Genomic DNA, 19,214 nt, shown 5'->3' with positions numbered 1-19,214 from the left:
TTAACGCCTTGTTCTGCCGTCATATTGTTTCACGGTTTCGCCGCCGAAAATCAACCGCTGCGGATCGCGGTCGATATTGGTGATAGCATTGTTGAGATTGTCGACCGTCTGCCGCGTGCTGCCAATCAGCGCCTGGAAATCCTTGAGGCCAGAGCTGGAGAAGCGGGTCAGATTGTCGGCAATCGGCCCGATACGGGCATTGAGATTGTCGGCCACGGCCTTGAACGAGGTCAGCGTCTCGCGCGCCTTGGCAAACAGCGAATTGGCGTCATCGGTGCCCAGCATGCCGTCTACCTTGGCGAGAATGCCGTCAACGCGGCTGGAGGCGAGGTTCAGCTTACGACCCATGTCGGTGAAGTCGGAAACCGCCTGATCGATATCGGCGCGGCGGGCACCGACATCATCGGCGATCCGCTTGAAGTTCGCCACGGCATCACGCGCATCGGCGGTGGCGGCGGAAACATCGCCGACCACGGTGCTGACCTTGGCGGGATCGACGGAGGCCAGAAGCTCATCCGCGCGCTTCACCACGGTCTGCACTTCCGTGCTCGCCGCCTCGAAATTGCGCGCCGTGCTCTGCACCGTCTCCATGATACCCTGAATATCGCTGGAAGCCGACGCAACATCCTTCGTCACCTTGTCGACATTCGACAGGATGGAATCGATCTTGCCGGCATCCACCGCCTTCACCAGATCCTCGATAGCGGTCAGCGTGCCGTCGAGACGCACCGAGACTGACTGCACCGTGGTGGAAAGCGAGCTGAGGCTTGCAATGAAATTCTTGATGCCGTCGGAATTGGCCGCAAGCGCATCGGAGAACTTCTCGGCATTACGCACAGTCTGCGTCAGCGGACCACGGGCGTCCTGCACGAAACCCTGCAATTCGCCGATGGCGCCATCGGCGCGCTTCAAAATCTTGTCGGCGGTGGCAAGCAGATTGGTGACGCTGGAAAGATCGGCCGTCAGTTCCGCCGGAACGCCGGTCTCGGCGGATTTCTGCAGAATACGCTCGCCATCCTTGTTGCCGCCGGAAAGCTCGATATAGGCAGCACCCGTCAGGCCCTGAATTTCAAGCACGGCGCGGGTCGAAGGGAAAACCGGCGCATCCGCCTGCACCTCGGTAAAGGCGATGGAATAGGCCGGGTCATCGCGGTCGATGGCGAGCCCGCGCACGGTGCCGACAGGAATGCCGTTAAAGCGCACCGGCGAGCCGACAGAAAGGCCGTTGGCGGAGCCGGGAATACGCACGACGAGCTGCGCCGTCGGGCCGCCACGGCCGAATTCCGCCATCCAGTACACGAAGCCGAATGCGGCGGCGATCACGATCAGCGTGAAAATTCCGACTATGGTGTAGTTCGCCTTGGTTTCCATGCTTCTGTTACTCCACCGGATTTTCGTGTTTGCCGTCCGGAAGAACGACAGAGCGTGCCCGTTTGCCGCGGAAATAGGACTGCACCCACGGGTCGTCGCAGGCGAACATGTCCTGCAATGTCCCTTCCACCAGCACCTTCTTCTGGCCGAGAACCGCAATACGGTCACAGACGGAGAACAGGCTGTCGAGGTCGTGCGTCACCATATAGACGGTCAGGCCGAGCGAATCACGCAAGCGTGCGATGAGCATATCAAATTCCGCCGCCCCGATGGGATCGAGGCCGGATGTCGGCTCATCGAGGAAGACGAGGTCGGGATCGAGCGACAGCGCCCGGGCAAGGGCTGCGCGCTTGATCATGCCGCCGGAAAGCTCGGAAGGATACTTGTCGCCCGCATCGGGCTTCAGCCCCACCATCTCGATCTTCAGATAGGCGAGCTCGTCCATCAGCTTCTTCGGCAGATCGAGATATTCCCGCATCGGCAGCTGGATGTTTTCCTTCACCGTCAGGCCGGAAAACAGCGCGCCCTGCTGGAACAGCACACCGAGCCGCTGGTCAAGCATCATGCGGTCGTCTTCGCTCGCCTTGTCGTAATCGGTGCCGAGAATGCGGATCGCACCCGCCTGCCGTGGCAGGAGCCGCAAGATCGCCCGCATCAACACGGATTTGCCCGCGCCGGAGGGACCGATGAAGCCGAGGATTTCGCCGCGATAGACATCGAGATCGAGATTTTCGAGCACGTTGCGGCCGTTGAAACCAACGGTCACGCCCTCGACGGAAAGCACCACCTCGCGGCCGTCTTTCCCGGTCCTGATCTGTTGCTGTGTCTGGTCTTGCTGCTCCAACGCGCCCTCCCTAAAAATCGATGGCTGCGTAGAAGATGGCGAAAAGACCATCGACCAGAATGACGACGAAGATCGACTTCACCACCGACGAGGTGACGTGCTGGCCGAGCGATTCCGCCGAACCGCCCACCTTCATGCCCTCCACCGCCGCGACGATGCCGATGATGAGCGCCATGAACGGCGCCTTGATCATGCCGGCGGCAATGGTCGATTCCTCGACCGCGCCATGCAGGCGTGACAGGAACACCTCGAAAGTGATGCCGGAATAGGCAAAGGCCACGATGGCAGCACCAAAAAGCGCTGCAAAATTGGCGAGAATGGTCAAAAGCGGCAGTGCGATGGTGAGCGCCACCAGCCGTGGAAACACCAGCACGCCCACCGGGTTGAGGCCGATCACCTTCAGCGCGTCGATTTCCTCGCGCATCTTCATCGAGCCGATTTCCGCCGTGATCGCGCTGCCGGAACGGCCGGCGATCATGATCGCGGTCAGAAGCACACCGATTTCGCGCAATTGCAGAATGCCGACGAGATCGACGACAAAGACTTCCGCACCGAAATATCTGAGCTGGAACGCGCCCTGCTGGGCGATGATCGCACCGATCAGGAACGACATCAGCATGATGATCGGCACGGCGCGCACGCCCATATGGTCGATCTGGTTGACGATCGCCGCGGGCGATACGCCGCGCCCGCGCCCGAGCTTCATCTGCGCGCCGCGCACGGCGGAGCCGAGAATATACATGCCCGCCAGGAAATCCGCGCCGTTCTGGATGACGGCCTGACCGATCGGCGCAAAAATACGCTCTACCAGCCCTGGCCTGGCGACGGGCTCGGCCTGCATCTCCGCCTTGTCAGGCAGTTGGCCGATGACGTCCTCGATCCGGTCGTTGCCGGTGAGCGTGACAGTCGCGCCGTTCGCCTCCAGATCCTTGCGCAGGCGCTGGATGATCCAGGCACCCGTCGTGTCGATGGCTTCGACAGCGGAAAGATCGATTTCGACGGAACCGCCGGATTTGCTTTTTTCAATCCTGTCGAGGCTCTCGAAAATGCCGGAGAGATTGCTGTTGCGCCAGGAGCCGCTCATGACATAACGCAAGCCGCCGCCGGAGACGGAACCGTCTTCGGTGATTGCGGCCGGGTTCGCCTGTTGCCGTGTGTCCTGTTCTTGCATAATGCTCCGAGCGAGTGCAGCCGTCACGAGATTCTTAAAGGTTTCATAACGTTTTGGCCTCCGGCAAGCCACAGTGACGGCTGACAATTCGTGATAAATTTGGCGTCATGTGTCTTTTGCCGCCCAATCGGAAGTGAAAAAATATGCCCCGTTACCTGCAAGCCACAACAGAACGCTTCCCCGTCGCCGGCAGTTTCACCATCTCACGCGGCACCCGCACGCATGCGGATGTCGTAACGTGCATCATCCGCGAAGGTTCCTTCACCGGCAGAGGCGAATGTGTGCCCTATCCGCGTTACGGGGAGAGCATCGAAGGCGTTCTGGCCGATATCGAAGCGATGGCCGAACGGGTCGCCGCCGGCCTGACGCGGCAGGAACTGCAGCAGGCGATGAAGCCGGGTGCGGCCCGCAATGCGGTGGATTGCGCGCTCTGGGACCTCGAGGCCAAGATCAGCGGCAGGAGCACTGCCGAGCAGGTTCTCGGACAGGCGGCAAAACCGCTTGTCACAGCCTATACGATCTCGCTTGCCGCCCCCGAAACCATGGCCGCGAAGACCGCGGAGAATGCAGGCCGCCCACTTCTCAAGATCAAGACCGGCACCACTGACGACGAAGCCCGCCTGCGCGCCGTGCGCGCCGCAGCACCCGAAGCGCGCATCATCATCGATGCCAACGAAGGCTGGAACGATGATAATATCGAATATTATCTTGGACTTGCGGCGGAACTGAAGATATCGCTGATCGAGCAGCCGCTGCCCGCCGGCAAGGATACGATCCTTTCCCGCATCGATCACCCGGTACTGATCTGCGCCGACGAAAGCGTGCATTCGACCAAGGATCTAGCCGGCCTGCGCGACCGTTACGATGCGATCAACATCAAGCTCGACAAGACCGGCGGCCTCACCGAAGCGCTTGTCATGAAAACGGAGGCCGAACGGCTCGGTTTCACCATCATGGTCGGCTGCATGCTCGGCACCTCACTCGGCATGGCCCCTGCGGTGCTGGCAGCCCAAGGCACAGCCTTTGCCGATCTCGATGGGCCGCTGTTGTTGGCGCAGGATCGGGAGCCTGGGCTGGTTTATGAGGGTTCGCTGGTTTATCCGGCGCCGCCGGAATTGTGGGGGTAGAACTCTCGCTAAGGGTCCGCACTGGGTTGGTGTCGAGAGGCTACATTCGCACCATCTCTCCGGTGCCTCACCGGAAGGTTACTGAGAAGGCTCTAGAGCCTCACCTCCGTCATGCCGGACCTGATCCGGCATCCAGCCACGGCGCGTCTGCGCCGTGAGAAATAGGTCTTACGCGATCAAAGACTTGATCGCACTGGATCCCGGCTCAGGGCCGGGATGACGGTATGCGGATGCTACAATTTTTGCCCAACACTTCGTTTACAGGTGAGCCTACCATCCGCCCAACCAAACGCCCCAATCAGGCCGCATGCTTGCCGATCAGCCCCGGAATATCCACCGGCTCCATCTCGTCCGATGCCTGACCGGCGGTGGCATCGCTGGTCTGCATCCAGGTGATCAGCTCGAAGCTGCCATCGGCGTTTTCGGCGATCGCCGTGCAGCTTTCCACCCAGTCACCGGTATTGATGTAGCGGATGTCGTCCATGTCTTCCATGACAGCATGGTGAATATGGCCACAGATCACGCCATCGACATTGTTGCGCCGCGCCTCTTCGGCCACCACGCGCTGGAATTCGCCGATGAAGTTGACGGCGTGCTTGACCTGCAGCTTGGCCCAGGCCGAAAACGACCAGTAAGGCAGGCCGATGCGGCGACGCACGGCGGCAATGGCGATGTTGATGGCGATCGCCGCGTCATAGGCCCAGTCGCCGAGATAGGCGAGCAGGCGGGCATTGCGCACCACCACGTCGAACTCGTCGCCATGGATGATGAGGTATTTCTTGCCGTCGGCCGCCTCGTGGATCATGCGCTCGGCCACTTCGATGCCGCCGAAATGCATGCCGGGGAATTCCCGCAGGAATTCATCGTGGTTGCCGGGAATATAGACGATGCGCGTTCCCTTGCGGGCCTTGCGCAGGAGTTTCTGCACCACGTCGTTGCAGCCCTGCGGCCAGTACCAGCTGCGGCGCAGGCGCCAGCCGTCGACGATGTCGCCGACAAGGATGATCGTCTCGGCCTCGTGATACTTCAGGAAGTCGAGCAGGAAATCCGTCTTGGCCGCCTTGGAGCCAAGATGAATATCCGAAATGAAAAGCGTTCTGAACTGTCTGGTTTCGATTTGACCGGCCACGGATTTCATCCCCCTGTTCGGTTGCGTCCCTGCGGCTTTCTCACCTCTCAGAACCAGACTCGTGTTTCAGCAACATGACAGAGACGGTTTTTTGTATGGAATATGACGAAGCGCTTCACGAAAACGCGAATAAGCCATGCGCGCATTTGCATGAGCACGGGGCAAATAACGGCTGTACCGCGGGGAAGTTTGTTGTATTCAGGGGGCCGGAATTGAACCAGACATGACGGTGGAAGACATGACCTCTCACGATAAGAACAACACGCCCGCCAACGCGGCCAAGGCCGACATCGAGGAACAGGCGCTCTTTTTCCACCGCTATCCCCGCCCCGGCAAGCTGGAAATCCAGGCGACCAAGCCGCTCGGCAACCAGCGCGATCTGGCGCTGGCCTATTCGCCGGGTGTCGCCGCACCCTGCCTCGCCATCCATGAGAACCCTGAAATGGCGGCGGATTATACCGCCCGCGCCAATCTCGTCGCCGTTATCTCCAACGGCACGGCGGTGCTTGGCCTTGGCAATATCGGCCCGCTCGCCTCCAAGCCCGTGATGGAAGGCAAGGCCGTCCTCTTCAAGAAATTCGCCGGCATCGACGTTTTCGATATCGAAATCGACGCACCCGGCATCAACGACATGGTCTCCACCATCGCGGCGCTGGAGCCCACCTTCGGCGGCATCAACCTTGAGGACATCAAGGCGCCGGAATGTTTCGAGGTGGAACGCCAGCTGCGCGAGAAGATGAATATCCCCGTCTTCCACGATGACCAGCACGGCACCGCGATCATCGTCGCCGCCGCCGTCACCAACGCGCTGGAACTCGCCGGCAAGTCGCTCTCCAGCGTCAAGATCGTCGCGTCGGGCGCCGGTGCTGCGGCGCTTGCCTGCCTCAACCTGCTTGTCTCCATGGGCGCGAAAAAGGAAAACATCTGGGTCCACGACATCGAAGGCCTCGTTTATGACGGCCGCAACACGCTGATGGATGAGTGGAAGGAAGTTTACGCCCAGAAGACCGACAAGCGCGTGCTGGCCGAAACCATCGACGGCGCGGACGTTTTCCTCGGCCTTTCCGCCGCCGGCGTCTTGAAGCCGGAACTGCTGGAGCGCATGGCGGAAAACCCGCTCATTCTCGCGCTTGCCAACCCCAAGCCCGAAATCATGCCGGAAGAGGCGCGCGCCGCCCGCCCGGACGCGATGATCTGCACCGGCCGTTCGGATTTCCCGAACCAGGTCAACAACGTGCTCTGCTTCCCCTATATCTTCCGCGGCGCGCTGGATTGCGGCGCGACGACGATCAACGAGGAAATGAAGATGGCCGCCGTGCAGGCCATCGCCGAGTTGGCGCGCGAGGAAGTCTCCGAAGTCGCGGCAAAAGCCTATAGCGGCGAAACCCCGGTCTTCGGCCCGAACTACCTCATCCCCTCGCCCTTCGATCCGCGCCTTATCCTGCGCATCGCGCCCGCCGTTGCCCGCGCTGCCGCCGCAAGCGGCGTCGCCGCCCGGCCGATCACCGATTTCGAAGCCTATCTCGACCAGCTGAACCGTTTCGTCTGGCGCTCGGGCTTCATCATGAAGCCGGTCTTCAATGCCGCGAAAGCCGCCGAAAAGAAGCGCATCATCTTTGCCGAAGGCGAAGACGAACGCGTGCTGCGCGCCGCCCAGGTGCTCCTGGAAGAAGGCACGGGCATTCCGATCCTCATCGGCCGCCCGCAGATCATCGAAACGCGCCTGAAGCGCTTCGGCCTGCGCATCCGTCCGCATACGGATTTTGCCGTGGTCAATCCGGAAGACGATCCGCGCTACCGCGATTACGTCGATGACTATTTCGCCCTCGTCGGCCGCGTCGGCATCAACCCGGAAGCCGCACGCACCATCGTGCGCACCAACACCACGGTCATCGGCGCGTTGTCGGTGAAGCGCGGCGAAGCGGATGCGCTGATCTGCGGTCTCGAAGGCCGTTACGACCGCCACCTGCGCGACGTGAACCAGATCATCGGCAAGCAGGAAGGCGTGCGCTCCTTCGCCGGCCTCAGCCTGCTCATCACCCAGCAGGGCGCGCTGTTCCTCACCGATACTTTCGTGAACTACGACCCGACCTCCGAGGAAGTGGCGGAAATGGCCATTCTCGCGGCCAAGGAAATCCGCCGCTTCGGCATCACGCCGAAGATCGCGCTCGCCAGCCACTCCAATTTCGGCTCGCGCGATTCCGAAAGCGCCCGCAAGATGCGCCGCGCCCTGAAGATCGTGCAGGAAGCCGCACCGGAACTGGAAGTGGACGGCGAAATGCAAGGCGGCTCGGCACTGTCCGAAGCGCTGCGCAAGCGCGCCATGCCCAATAGCGTGCTGACCGGCGAGGCGAACCTGCTGGTCTTCCCGAACCTCGATGCCGCCAACATCACGCTCGGCGTCACCCGCACGCTGACGGAGGGCCTGCATGTCGGCCCGATCCTGCTCGGCACGGCCCTGCCCGCCCATATCCTGTCGCCCAGCGTCACCTCGCGCGGCGTCGTCAACATGGCAGCGTTTGCCGTAGTGCAGGCCTCGCATCCTTCGGTGTGATAGAGGCCGCATTAACGCAATTTTGAACAGGCTGTTGCCGCCTTGCGGCAACAGCTTATGTTATCTTCCTGAAACACGGATTTCGTGAAGTATAACACCCCTGCCACCGGCCGGGGACATCGAACGGATCGCACAATTGACCCGGCGCAGCCGCATCATCGGCCTCCTGCTTCCCCTTGTTTTCCTCGCCCCGGCCGCCGCTTTCGCGGATCAGGTCTGCGACACGCTTTATGCGCAATTGCGCGAACCACCACGTGTCATCGGCAACACGGCCGAGGTTCGGCGTTACGCCAATGCGCTCGCCCGCCAGAACATCGTCATCCGCAAGATCAGGAACGACCTGCGCAGCTATGGCTGCTCATCCGGCAGCGTCGTTGTCTATGGCAACCCCAATGCCGGCCTCTGCACCGAGATCGGCGATGCGCTGACGGATGCCGAAGCCGAACGCGACGCCATCATCCGCGACCGCGACGATGCCATGGCGGCCGCGCGCAGTGACGACGGCGACATCAGGCGCCAGCGCATTCTCGCGGCCCTCGATGCCAATGGCTGCAGCCCCGCAGAAGATATCAACCCGCAAGTGTCGCCTGCGCCCGATGTGACGCGTTATCCCGATGCCTTCCGGCAGAACGGTGGTGAGCCGGGACAGGCAGGGCTATCGCCCTACCCCAACGCCGCCACCGAGGGCGGGCTTCGCACACTCTGCGTGCGCACCTGCGACGGCTCGTTTTTCCCGATCGCCTCCAACGCTTCGCCGCTCGATTTCCGCGCCCAGGCGGAGCAGTGCCAGAAAATGTGCCCGGGCACACAGACCGAGCTTTATTTTCACTCCATGACGGATCAGGAAACCGCCGACATGGTCTCCGCCGAAACCGGCAAACCCTACAAGGACCTGCCAACCGCCTTTGCCTACAGGAACGCCTCGGCAAAAGCGCCGGGCTGCGCCTGCAACATGGCCGCCTATCACGAGGACATGCAGAAGCAGGAAGAGGCCGCCCGGCCGGAATCCGAAAAGCCCTATTCCGGCATCACCAGAATTCCGTCACCGCAAGGTGACAAGCCCCGAAAACCCGCTGAACAACAGGCCGCAAAGCCGCCGGAGCAACCCGTTCCTGAACGCGACTATGATCCGAACGACACCAGGGTGCGCGTCATCGGCCCGAAATTCCTGCCGGATCAGACGGGCCGGATCGACCTGAAGAACCCGGCTCTGAAGGGCATTCAGCCACAGCAGTGAAATCTCTTCCGCCCGCGTAACGGGGCGAGCGTACACCCCTTGTTTCTTCTCCCCGAGGGGGAGAAGTCCGCGGCAGCGATATTCGGTGAGCTAGCCCCCTCATCCGACCCTTCGGGCTACCTTCTCCCCGGCCGGGGAGAAGAAACGCGCGGCCGCCGCTGCGCCAAAAAGCAGCGTTTCCTCTCCTCCGCCATCATGCCCAAACATGCGTTGTGAAACGAGAGGCGACGCTATGCGCATCACATTCCTTACCGCCCACCCCAGCGGTTGCGAAACACCAGTTCCTCCAGCGGCACACGCTGGCGCCAGCCCTTCACCGCCAGTTCCGGTTCGGTGTAAAGTTCGTTGACCCGGCCAAGGCACAGCCAGGCGACAATTTCGATATGCTCGGGAATATCGAGAATGGCGCGAATATCGCTGTCGTGGAAAATACTGACCCAGCCGACGCCGACGCCTTCGGCGCGGGCGGCAAGCCAGAGGTTCTGGATGGCGCAGACGGTGGAATAGACATCCGTGCGCGGATTGTGGGTGCGCCCCAGCACCACTTTACCGCCACGTGTGGGATCGCAGGTGACGCAGATGCTGAGCGGCGCCTTGCGGATGCCTTCGAGCTTGAGACTGCGATAAAGCGCCTGCCGCTCTCCCGCAAACATCGCCGCCGCCTCCTCATTGGCCCGGCTGAAGGCCACAAAGGCGGCCTGGCGCACGGCACCATCGGTGACGAGCGTGAAATTCCACGGTTGCATGAAACCGACAGAGGGAGCCGAATGCGCCGCCTTCAGGAGACGCTCGACAAGCTCATCCGGCAGCGGATCAGGCAGGAACTGGTCGCGCACATCGCGGCGCGTCTCGATGGCGCGGTAGATCGCCTCGCGCTCCGCACCGGAAAACGGGCGGGCGGGCGAAAGCGCATGGTCGAATGGATCGGTTTGCAATGGATTGCCAGCGGACGGATCGGTCGGCATCGTTTAACCCCAACAATGCGGGCGCGCGGATGCCGAAACCATACCGGTTTTCGCATGCACAACACGCCTCTTCAGCAACCTGCCGCCGTCCGCGCGGTTCGGTCTATCCTGCCAGGCCGGTCTTCTGACTCGGCTTCATCCGCCCTCTTCGCCTTCCCGAATGACTTCAGTGGCTTTTTGAAAAGGGCATCCGCCTCACAGCGCTGGGCACGTTCCGGTTTCTCACCGGATTCCCGATTCTCCCGCCACAAGGGCGGGCACCTGACTGAGGAAGCTATGAGCAAGAAGGCTTGCGAATGCAAGTATCGCAAGGCCGGTGCGGCAATGTGACCTCAACGAAACCCAAAATCGCATTACGCCACAGGGAAATAACGCACATAAGCGAATTCATCCCCGTCCGGCGACCAGTTGGGCGAGTTCATCGTACCCTGCCCGCCGAAAAGCTCAAACAGCGTTTCGACATTGCCGCCATCCATATCCATCAGCCGCACGCGCACATCGAGATCACGCGGATGGTCGAAAACATCGGCATCGTAGGAGACGAACACCACCTTGTCCCCTTTGGGAGACGGGTGCGGAAACCAGTCACCATAGGAACTCTCGGTAATGCGCTCCACAGCGGAGCCATCCACCCGCACCCGCCAGATCTGCATCAGCCCGGTGCGGCTGGAATTGAAATAGACCCACGCACCGTCAGGCGAATAATCCGGCCCGTCATTGCGGCCCTCGCCATGGGTCAGGCGTGTCTCGATGCCACTCTCTATATCCATGGAATAGATGTCGAAGACCTGATCGCGAATGCCGCAATAGGCGAAGCTCTTCCCGTCCGGCGCCCAGCCATGCCAGTAGGAAGGGAGGTTCTTCGTCATCAGCCTTGGCGCACCGCCCACCGATGGCAGAAGATAAATGGCGCTCTTGCCGAATTCCACCTTGTCGGAAATGGCATAAAGCGAACCATCAGGCGAAATGCCGTGGTCGTTGTTGCATTGCGTCGCAAAGCCGGTATCGACCTTCTCCGGTGAAGCATCACCGGATGGAGACAGGCGATAGAGCAACCCCTCGCTGTTCAACAGCAGATATTTGCCATCCGGCGACCAGTTCGGCGCTTCGAACAGCTCCGGCGTCTGCCACACCACCCGCATCTGCCGGGTGCGGATGTTGAAGATTTCGATGGAACTGCGCATGCTGCCTCCCGGGGCTGTCGATAGTCTGGCTCTGATCTTTGGCGGACGCAGACATTCCGTTTGCTTTCGCCGCCATGGTGATTATGATCCTATGGCCGCAGGCACCGTCCTGCAAATTCAAATCGGAAAAAACGCCAGCGTTCCGGCACCGCCCGTAACCCTTGCCGTTTCTCCCAGATCCGAGGTTCCGCGATGAATACCATCGCCGATCACGGCATCCGCTTCGGGCGGATCGCCGCAATGCTTCCTGTCAAAAATATCGAAAAGGCCCATGACTTTTATGTCGGTGTGCTGGGCTTCACAAAAACCTTCGAAAACGGCACTCCCGTCGGCTTCATGATCCTCAAACAGGGCAATGCCGAATTGCACCTGACATTGCAGTCCACCCATAAGGCAGCGCCCTTCAACGTGGCGCATATGCTGGTCAGCGATGTCGATGCGTTGCATGCGATTTGCAAAAGCCATGGGCTGCGCATCATCAAGGCTCTACAGGACAAGGATTATGGCCTCAGGGCCTTTGTCTTTGAAGACCCTGACGGCAACCGTATCGATGTGGGGCAGGTTATTTAAGGTGAGCGGCGCGGGGTTTTCTCCGCGCCAATCAAGACGCTCCTCTGTGAACCGAGCGCGTGCCACTTGTTTCTTCTCCCCGAGGGGGAGAAGTCAGCAGCAGCGGGATGAGAGGGCAAGCTTCGTGATATACGGAGGGGTTGCCCCCTCATCCGACCCTTCGGGCCACCTTCTCCCCGGCGGGGAGAAGAAACATGCCGCACCGCCTTACAGGCAATCACCGTCGACGATGAAGAAGAGGCGTCAAACGCGCCTTCCTAAAACGCCCTACCGATCCCGGAACCGGTTGGTGATCGGATAACGCCGGTCACGGCCAAAGTTCTTCTTGGTGATCTTCACGCCCGGCGCCGATTGCCGGCGCTTGTATTCGGCGAGATAGAGCAGATGCTCCACCCGGTGCACGGTCGCCACATCATGGCCGCGCGCCAGAATTTCCTCGACCGACATTTCCTTCTCGACGAGGCATTCGAGAATATCGTCCAGCACCGGATAAGGCGGCAGCGAATCCTGGTCGGTCTGGTTGGGGCGCAATTCGGCCGATGGGGCCTTGGCGATGATATTGGCGGGGATGACCTCGCCGGAAGGTCCGAGCGCGCCCGGCGGCACATGGGCGTTGCGCCAGCTGGAAATGGCATAGACCTGCATCTTGTAGAGGTCCTTGATGGGGTTGAAACCACCATTCATGTCGCCATAAAGCGTGGCGTAACCCACCGACATTTCCGACTTGTTGCCCGTCGTCACCACCATCGAGCCGAACTTGTTCGAGACGGCCATCAAAATGGTGCCGCGCGTGCGGCTTTGCAGGTTTTCCTCGGTAATGCCCTCTTCCGTACCCTCGAAGAGATCGGAAAGCGCCGAAAGGAAACCCTCCACCGGCTCGACGATCGGCACGATATCGTAGCGGCAGCCCAGCGCTTTCGCGCAATCGGCGGCGTCCTTCAGCGATTCTTCCGATGTATAACGATAGGGCAGCATGATGCAGCGCACCCGCTCCTCGCCCAGCGCGTCAACGGCAAGTGCGGCGCAAATCGCCGAATCGATGCCGCCGGAAAGGCCGAGAACCACGCTCTTGAAGCCATTCTTGTTGACGTAGTCGCGAAAGCCCAGCATGCAGGCACGGTAATCCGCCTCCTCGCCTTCGGGAATTTTCGAGAAAGGTCCGCTTTCGCAGCGCCAGCCTTCTTCCGTGCGCTTCCAGTCGGTAACGGCAAGCGTGGCCTCGAACTGGCTCATCTGGAAGGCAAGCGTCCTGTCGGCATTAAAGGCGAAGCTTGCGCCGTCAAACACCAGCTCGTCCTGCCCGCCCAGCTGGTTGGCGAAAACCAGCGGCAGGCCGCTCTCGATCACCTGCCGCAGCGCCACCTGATGGCGCACATCCAGCTTGCCGCGATAATAGGGCGAACCGTTCGGCACCAGCAGGATTTCCGCTCCGCTTTCGGCCAGCGTCTCGCACACGCCCATGTCATTCCAGATTTCCTCGCAGATCGGAATGCCGATCCGCACACCGCGGAAATTATAGGGGCCGGAAATCGAACCTTCGGCGAAAACCCGCTTCTCGTCGAACTCGCCGTAATTGGGCAGGTCGATCTTGTCGCGCAGCGCAATGATCTTGCCGCCATCCAGAAGCGCCACCGAATTGTGCCGGCCCGTCTCGCCCTGGCGTGGAAAACCGATGACGACACCCGGCCCGCCATCGGCGGTGTCTGCCGCCAGTTCTTCCACCGCTTTCAGGCAGGCTTTCAGGAAAGCCGGCTTCAGCACCAGATCCTCAGGCGGATAGCCTGAAATGAACAGCTCGGTCAGAAGCAGAAGATCGGCGCCCTGCGTTGCCGCATCGGCCCTTGCCTCACGCGCCCTGGCGAGATTGCCCGCCACGTCGCCGACTGTGGGATTGAACTGCCCGACGGCAATCCGGAGATGGTTCTGGATATCGTGTCTGTCGCTCATGGTTTTTCAATACCGCGCCCGTGGCCGCTCCGCAACGCGACAATTGCATGGCGACGCCCGTTACGCATCGCCAGCGGGCGTTCACGCTAAGGTTATCGCCGCACCGGTCAGGTTGCGCAAAGTTCATGTCGCGTTCATCGCGCTTATGTGACAGTTACATGACACTTTTGCGACACACCGATTCACCTCCCCGGATCGGTCGTGCCGCCTGCAATACCGGAGTATGGGTTTGAGACATTCGGCGCCAAAAACAACGGCTTCCGAAAAGGCTGGTTTTGTCTTTTCGCCTGCATGGACAAGGAGCCTTTCGAAGCTTTCGGGCACGGCCTATACGCTTGCCAATCTGACGGTCGCATCCATCGTGCTCGTCGTGGCTCTGGAATGGATCGCCCGCGGTTCGCTCCATGATATCGGTGCTTTCCTTACCTCCGCCGCCCGCCCCGGCATGACCACCATCGCCGCCGTGCTTGCCCTTCTCGTGGCGCTGGATGCACTTCTTGGCAGGCGTTACCTGTCCCTGATCCTGATTACGCCACTCTGCGCGCTGACGGGACTGATTTCCGCGCAGAAACAGACCTATCTCTCCGATCCGCTTTATCCCTCCGACCTGCTGTTCGGCCGCCAGATTCTCGAGCTTTTGCCCACGATGCTCAAGGCGCAGCCGCTGACGGCAGTGCTGGTGGCCCTCGGCATCTGCGCCACCATCGCGGCACTTGTGGCGCTGTGGCTGCTGGCACGCCGCCATTCGCCCGTCCTGCGCTGGCGCGAGCGCGTCGCGGGACTGGCGCTGGCACTGCCGCTTCTTGCCGGCCTCGCCTCGCTGATGGATTATTCGCATTATTCCTGGGTGCGCGATCGCCTCAACATCATTCCGATGATGTGGGACCAGCAGGAAAACTACCGTCACAACGGCTTCCTGATGGCCTTCGCCTTCAATATTCCCATGGCCAATGTCTCGGCACCGCAGGGTTACGGTGAAAACAGCATTGCCGATCTCACATCCAAACCCGCCTCTTTCGCCGCCAACAAGGGCGATTACCCTGACGTCATCATGCTGATGAGCGAATCGCTGTGGGACCCGACGCGGCTTGAAAACGTGAAGCTCTCGGCAGACCCAATGCCGACCATCCGCGCCAAGCAGTCCGGCAACGTGTTTTCGCCCGAGTTCGGCGGCATGACGGCGAATGTGGAATTCGAGGCGCTGACCGGCTTTTCCAACGCCTTCCTGCCCTATGGCAGCATTCCCTATCAGCAATATATCCGCCGCCCCGTGCCCTCGCTCGCCAGCTTCTTCCGCGGTGAAGGTTATTCGGCCATCGCCATGCACCCGTTCCAGGAATGGTTCTGGAACCGCAAGCAGGTCTACAAAAATTTCGGCTTCGAGGAATTCCGCTCCGAAGAGACGCTGCCGGAGATGGAAAAACGCGGCAACTTCGCCTCTGACGACGCGCTGATGGACGAGATCATGGCGACGGCCGACAAGGCGCAGAACCCGCTCTTCCTCTTCGCCGTCACCCTGCAGGGACATGGCCCCTACGAGGCGACCCGTTACGCCGAGAACACCATCGGCATCGAAGGCGGTCTCTCCGCCTCGGCCTCGCAGGCGCTTTCCACCTATTCGCAAGGCGTCGTGGAAGCCGATGACGCGCTTTTGAAAATGATGCGCTGGGCAAAGAAGCGCGACCGCGAAACCATTATCGTCCTCTTCGGCGATCACCTGCCGCCGCTTGGCCAGGCCTTCGTGGAAAGCGGCTATATGCCGGGCATGGTGGCCAGCCGCCGTGCGCCGCTTGACGTGATGAAGAAGGAGCATGAGACGCCGCTCGTCGTCTGGTCTTCGAAAAAGGGCGTGCGCAAGAATATCGGCACCATCAGCCCGGCGCTTTTGCCCTATCACGTGCTGAAGACCGCTGGCTTCTCCGATCCCTTCTATACCGGCACGCTGGGCGAGGTGCAGCAGGCCTTTTCCGTCATCGACCGGCATATGCTGGTAGCAACCGATGGCAAGGCCCTGCCCGACTGGTCTATCGCCCCGAACGCCGTTCCCGACGTGGTGCGCGATTACCGCCTGCTGCAGTTCGACATGATGTTCGGCCAGCAATATGGGCGCGAGCGTTTCTTCCCCGGCTTCAACTGGCTGCACGAGGGCACACCGGCCGTCTGACGGTTTTTGGCGGGCACGCCTGAACCGCATGGTGGCGGAAATCGTTTGAATTCCGCCACCATGCGGGTTTATCTCGCAAAACGTGCAGGCACCCACCAGAACCGGAGACACACCGTGTCAGATATCTCCGACTATATCGTTTCGCATTTCAAGCGCTCTTCCCGCGAAATCGGCGAGGTGGAGCGGCGCATTCTGGAGCTGTCACACCAGAAGAAGCTGGTTTCGAGCGACATCAATGCGGAATTTTCCGCCGGCGCCAGTGTCGGCGACAGGCTGGCGGACAATATCGCCAAGGTCGGCGGCTCCTGGGGGTTCATCCTCGGCTTCTGCTTTTTCCTGATCTTCTGGGCGATCATCAACACCATCATCCTGACAACTGGCGCCTTCGACCCCTACCCCTTCATCTTCCTCAACCTGCTGCTTTCCATGCTGGCCGCCATTCAGGCGCCGATCATCATGATGTCGCAGAACCGCCAGGCCGCCCGCGACCGTTTCGAGGCCGCCAAGGATTATGAGGTGAACCTGAAGGCCGAGCTGGAAGTGCTGTCGCTGCATGAAAAGATCGATGTGAAGGTGCTGGCCGAACTGGCGGCGCTGAGACAGGATCTCGCCGCGCTGCACCACCACGTCACCCGCAGGGACGGCTGACGCTCCCGGCAGGATCATCCCCGCTTTTCCCCGCCCCGTCCTGCCCTGCTATAGTGACCGCAGTCCCGCCGGGTGGACGCCAGACGTGGCGAAAGCCGAGGGACGGTCCTGATGATGGGAACGCTGACAACGTTCGTGGTGGCAGGACCATTTCGCAGCAGGCGGTGCACCGCCCTTGCGGAATACGGCATTCTGGAAAGGCCCGGCTGCGCAACGCATCCGACCCACACCAGCCTCAACCAAAGCGCAGCCGGGCAATCGCCCGACACAACCATCCCCCGTTCGGCAGTGCCGTGCGGGATGAAGCTGTTGGTTTTTTTGGGGCATGTTCAGGGAAAGTGAGCGGAGGTGCGTGTGGCTTTACCCCCCTCTGCCCTGCCGGGCATCTCCCCCTCAAGGGGGGAGATCGGCAAGAGGCCCTCTTCTCGCTTCATTCTCAAGCTTCAAGATGGACGAGACATCGCCGCAGATCGATCTCCCCCCTTGAGGGGGAGATGCCCGGCAGGGCAGAGGGGGGTAAGCCCCACGCACCTCCGCCCCTCCATGAATCGCACAACCACCTGAAACCTCACCCCCAGTTACGAATCCGTCAGAATCTTGCGCTACAGATTGACGCAGGCGTTTGTTGCATTGCACTCTTGCGGGCAAGGCTGACGGGGAATCACTCCCCATCGTCAAAATGGCATCACGACCATTTCGCGGCGACGCCATGCCGGATGCGACATCCGGTCATCGCAATAATTCTGTTCCGGGGTTTTTCATGCACCAGTTCGATCTGATTGTTGTCGGCAGCGGTCCGGCGGGAAGACGGGCCGCCATTCAGGCCGCCAAGCTCGAAAAGAAGGTTCTGGTCATCGAGAAAGGCAGCCGTGTCGGCGGCGTTTCGGTGCATACCGGCACCATCCCATCAAAAACCCTGCGCGAAACGGCGCTCAACCTCACCGGCTGGCGCGAGCGCGGTTTTTATGGCCGCGCCTATCGCGTCAAGCAGGAGATCGACGCCGAGGATCTGCGCCGCCGCCTGCTCATCACGCTGGATCACGAGGTCGAAGTGCTGGAACACCAGTTCGCCCGCAACCGCGTGCAGCATATTCGCGGCACGGCAAGCTTCATCGACGCCAACACCATGAAAGTGGTGAAGAGTGACGGTGAGATCATGACCGTGACGGGCACCTCCATCCTGCTCACCATCGGCACCCGGCCCTACCGGCCGCCGCATATTCCCTTCGATGGCGAAGCGGTGCTCGATTCGGACGAGATTCTCGAGATCAAGGAATTGCCGCGCTCCATGGTCGTGGTCGGCGCCGGCGTCATCGGCATCGAATATGCGACGATCTTCAGCGCGCTCGACACGCAGGTGACGGTGGTGGAGCCGCGCGAGACCATGCTCGAATTCATCGACAAGGAAATCGTCGAGGATTTCACCTATCAGCTGCGCGACCGCAACATGAAGCTGATCTTCGGCCAGAAGGCGGAAAAGGTGGAGCGCGACGAGAGCGGCAAATGCCTCGTCTCTCTCGGCAATGGCCGCGTGCTGAAGGCCGAGACGGTGCTGTTTGCCGCCGGCCGCGTCGGCGCCACCGATACGCTCAACCTTTCGGCCTGCGGGCTGGAAGCCGACAGCCGTGGCCGCCTGAAGGTCGATCCCGAAACCTTCCAGACCTCGGTGCCGAACATCTATGCCGCCGGCGACATCATCGGTTTCCCCAGCCTTGCCTCCACCTCCATGGAACAGGGCCGCATCGCCGCCCGCCACGCCGTCGGCGCACCGGCCGGCGAACCGCCGCAATTCTTCCCCTATGGCATCTATGCCGTGCCGGAAATCTCCACCTGCGGCCTGACGGAAGAGGAAGTCATCGAACGCGGCATTCCCTATGAATGCGGCATCGCCCATTTTCGCGAGACCTCGCGCGGCCATATCATGGGTCTCGACAGCGGGCTCTTGAAGATGATCTTCTCGCTAAAGACCCGCCGCCTGCTCGGCGTCCACATCGTCGGCGAAGGCGCGACCGAACTGGTGCATATCGGCCAGGCGGTACTGAACCTGAAGGGCACCGTGGAATATTTCGTCGAGAATACGTTCAACTATCCGACCCTTGCCGAAGCCTACAAGATTGCCGGGCTGGATGCGTGGAACCGCATGGGTGAGATCAAGAAGGATTGAGCGGAGTATTCGGCAGAACTGCCAAATGCCATGCGGCCGCTCGTGGTAAGGTCGTAGCCTCCTCTCCCCGTCACCCCGGACTTGATCCGGGGTCCAGCCAGCCCAAGTCCTTGGGCTGAAAAGACGCGCCGTGGCTGGA

General features: G+C 61.1%; 14 protein-coding genes and 1 riboswitch. Of the genes, 7 read left to right on the top strand and 7 right to left on the bottom strand.

The window, feature by feature from the left end; genetic code table 11:
• Genes JZX88_RS05270 through JZX88_RS05260 form a run of 3 tightly spaced genes read right to left on the bottom strand, consistent with a single transcriptional unit; the run spans position 1 to position 3,386 of the window.
• Positions 1 to 1,371 (bottom strand): MlaD family protein, encoded by a 1,371-nt coding sequence (locus JZX88_RS05270; protein WP_065115797.1) that lies wholly within the window; start codon positions 1,369 to 1,371, stop codon positions 1 to 3.
• A 7-nt stretch (positions 1,372 to 1,378) separates the two neighbouring features.
• Positions 1,379 to 2,215 carry an ABC transporter ATP-binding protein gene (locus JZX88_RS05265; RefSeq protein WP_110757131.1) on the bottom strand — a complete coding sequence of 279 codons (837 nt, stop codon included), beginning with the start codon at positions 2,213 to 2,215 and terminating at the stop codon, positions 1,379 to 1,381.
• 10 nt (positions 2,216 to 2,225) lie between these two features.
• On the bottom strand, positions 2,226 to 3,386 hold the full coding sequence (locus JZX88_RS05260; protein WP_110757129.1) for an ABC transporter permease: 1,161 nt from the start codon (positions 3,384 to 3,386) through the stop codon (positions 2,226 to 2,228).
• Between the two features lie 143 nt (positions 3,387 to 3,529).
• Here JZX88_RS05260 and dgcA point away from each other — a divergent pair, with 143 nt between their 5' ends.
• The gene (gene dgcA / locus JZX88_RS05255; RefSeq protein ID WP_206912813.1) at positions 3,530 to 4,513 is read left to right on the top strand and encodes an N-acetyl-D-Glu racemase DgcA; all 984 of its coding nucleotides are present in this window, start codon (positions 3,530 to 3,532) and stop codon (positions 4,511 to 4,513) included.
• 298 nt (positions 4,514 to 4,811) lie between these two features.
• On the opposite strand, the gene JZX88_RS05250 is transcribed toward dgcA, so the two are convergent.
• Entirely contained in the window at positions 4,812 to 5,651 is an 840-nt protein-coding gene (locus tag JZX88_RS05250) for a UDP-2,3-diacylglucosamine diphosphatase (protein ID WP_206912812.1), read from the bottom strand.
• A gap of 229 nt (positions 5,652 to 5,880) precedes the next feature.
• Between JZX88_RS05250 and JZX88_RS05245 the strand changes: the two genes are divergently transcribed.
• Together JZX88_RS05245 and JZX88_RS05240 are read left to right on the top strand one after the other, a co-directional pair.
• Positions 5,881 to 8,196: an NADP-dependent malic enzyme gene (locus JZX88_RS05245; protein WP_065116219.1), complete on the top strand. Its 2,316-nt coding sequence runs from the start codon at positions 5,881 to 5,883 to the stop codon at positions 8,194 to 8,196.
• Positions 8,197 to 8,332: 136 nt separating this feature from the next.
• Positions 8,333 to 9,433, top strand: a complete 1,101-nt coding sequence (locus tag JZX88_RS05240; protein WP_206912811.1) for a DUF2865 domain-containing protein — start codon at positions 8,333 to 8,335, stop codon at positions 9,431 to 9,433.
• A 248-nt stretch (positions 9,434 to 9,681) separates the two neighbouring features.
• Here JZX88_RS05240 and bluB read toward each other — a convergent pair whose 3' ends face one another.
• Both bluB and JZX88_RS05230 read right to left on the bottom strand, forming a co-directional pair.
• Positions 9,682 to 10,398, bottom strand: a complete 717-nt coding sequence (gene bluB / locus JZX88_RS05235; RefSeq protein ID WP_206912810.1) for a 5,6-dimethylbenzimidazole synthase — start codon at positions 10,396 to 10,398, stop codon at positions 9,682 to 9,684.
• Between the two features lie 96 nt (positions 10,399 to 10,494).
• Positions 10,495 to 10,678: riboswitch (cobalamin riboswitch) on the bottom strand.
• Positions 10,679 to 10,751: 73 nt separating this feature from the next.
• The gene (locus tag JZX88_RS05230; RefSeq protein WP_206912809.1) at positions 10,752 to 11,582 is read right to left on the bottom strand and encodes a TolB family protein; all 831 of its coding nucleotides are present in this window, start codon (positions 11,580 to 11,582) and stop codon (positions 10,752 to 10,754) included.
• A 192-nt stretch (positions 11,583 to 11,774) separates the two neighbouring features.
• Between JZX88_RS05230 and JZX88_RS05225 the strand changes: the two genes are divergently transcribed.
• Positions 11,775 to 12,152, top strand: coding sequence for a glyoxalase superfamily protein (locus tag JZX88_RS05225; protein WP_206912808.1), 378 nt, complete (start codon positions 11,775 to 11,777; stop codon positions 12,150 to 12,152).
• 267 nt (positions 12,153 to 12,419) lie between these two features.
• Here JZX88_RS05225 and JZX88_RS05220 read toward each other — a convergent pair whose 3' ends face one another.
• Positions 12,420 to 14,099 carry an NAD+ synthase gene (locus JZX88_RS05220; protein WP_206912807.1) on the bottom strand — a complete coding sequence of 560 codons (1,680 nt, stop codon included), beginning with the start codon at positions 14,097 to 14,099 and terminating at the stop codon, positions 12,420 to 12,422.
• A gap of 223 nt (positions 14,100 to 14,322) precedes the next feature.
• Between JZX88_RS05220 and JZX88_RS05215 the strand changes: the two genes are divergently transcribed.
• The 3 genes from JZX88_RS05215 (at position 14,323) to sthA (ending at position 19,075) form a co-directional block, all read left to right on the top strand.
• Entirely contained in the window at positions 14,323 to 16,263 is a 1,941-nt protein-coding gene (locus JZX88_RS05215; protein WP_206912805.1) for an LTA synthase family protein, read from the top strand.
• A gap of 114 nt (positions 16,264 to 16,377) precedes the next feature.
• Positions 16,378 to 16,911 (top strand): DUF1003 domain-containing protein, encoded by a 534-nt coding sequence (locus tag JZX88_RS05210; protein WP_065116220.1) that lies wholly within the window; start codon positions 16,378 to 16,380, stop codon positions 16,909 to 16,911.
• Between the two features lie 760 nt (positions 16,912 to 17,671).
• Positions 17,672 to 19,075, top strand: a complete 1,404-nt coding sequence (gene sthA / locus JZX88_RS05205; protein WP_059760458.1) for a Si-specific NAD(P)(+) transhydrogenase — start codon at positions 17,672 to 17,674, stop codon at positions 19,073 to 19,075.
• Positions 19,076 to 19,214: the final 139 nt, after the last annotated feature.

The organism is Agrobacterium sp. OT33, from assembly GCF_017313365.1.
GTDB classification, from domain to species: domain Bacteria; phylum Pseudomonadota; class Alphaproteobacteria; order Rhizobiales; family Rhizobiaceae; genus Agrobacterium; species Agrobacterium rhizogenes_A.
The sequence above is the reverse complement of the archived record's forward strand: the minus strand, read 5'-3'. Positions and strand labels throughout refer to the sequence as shown.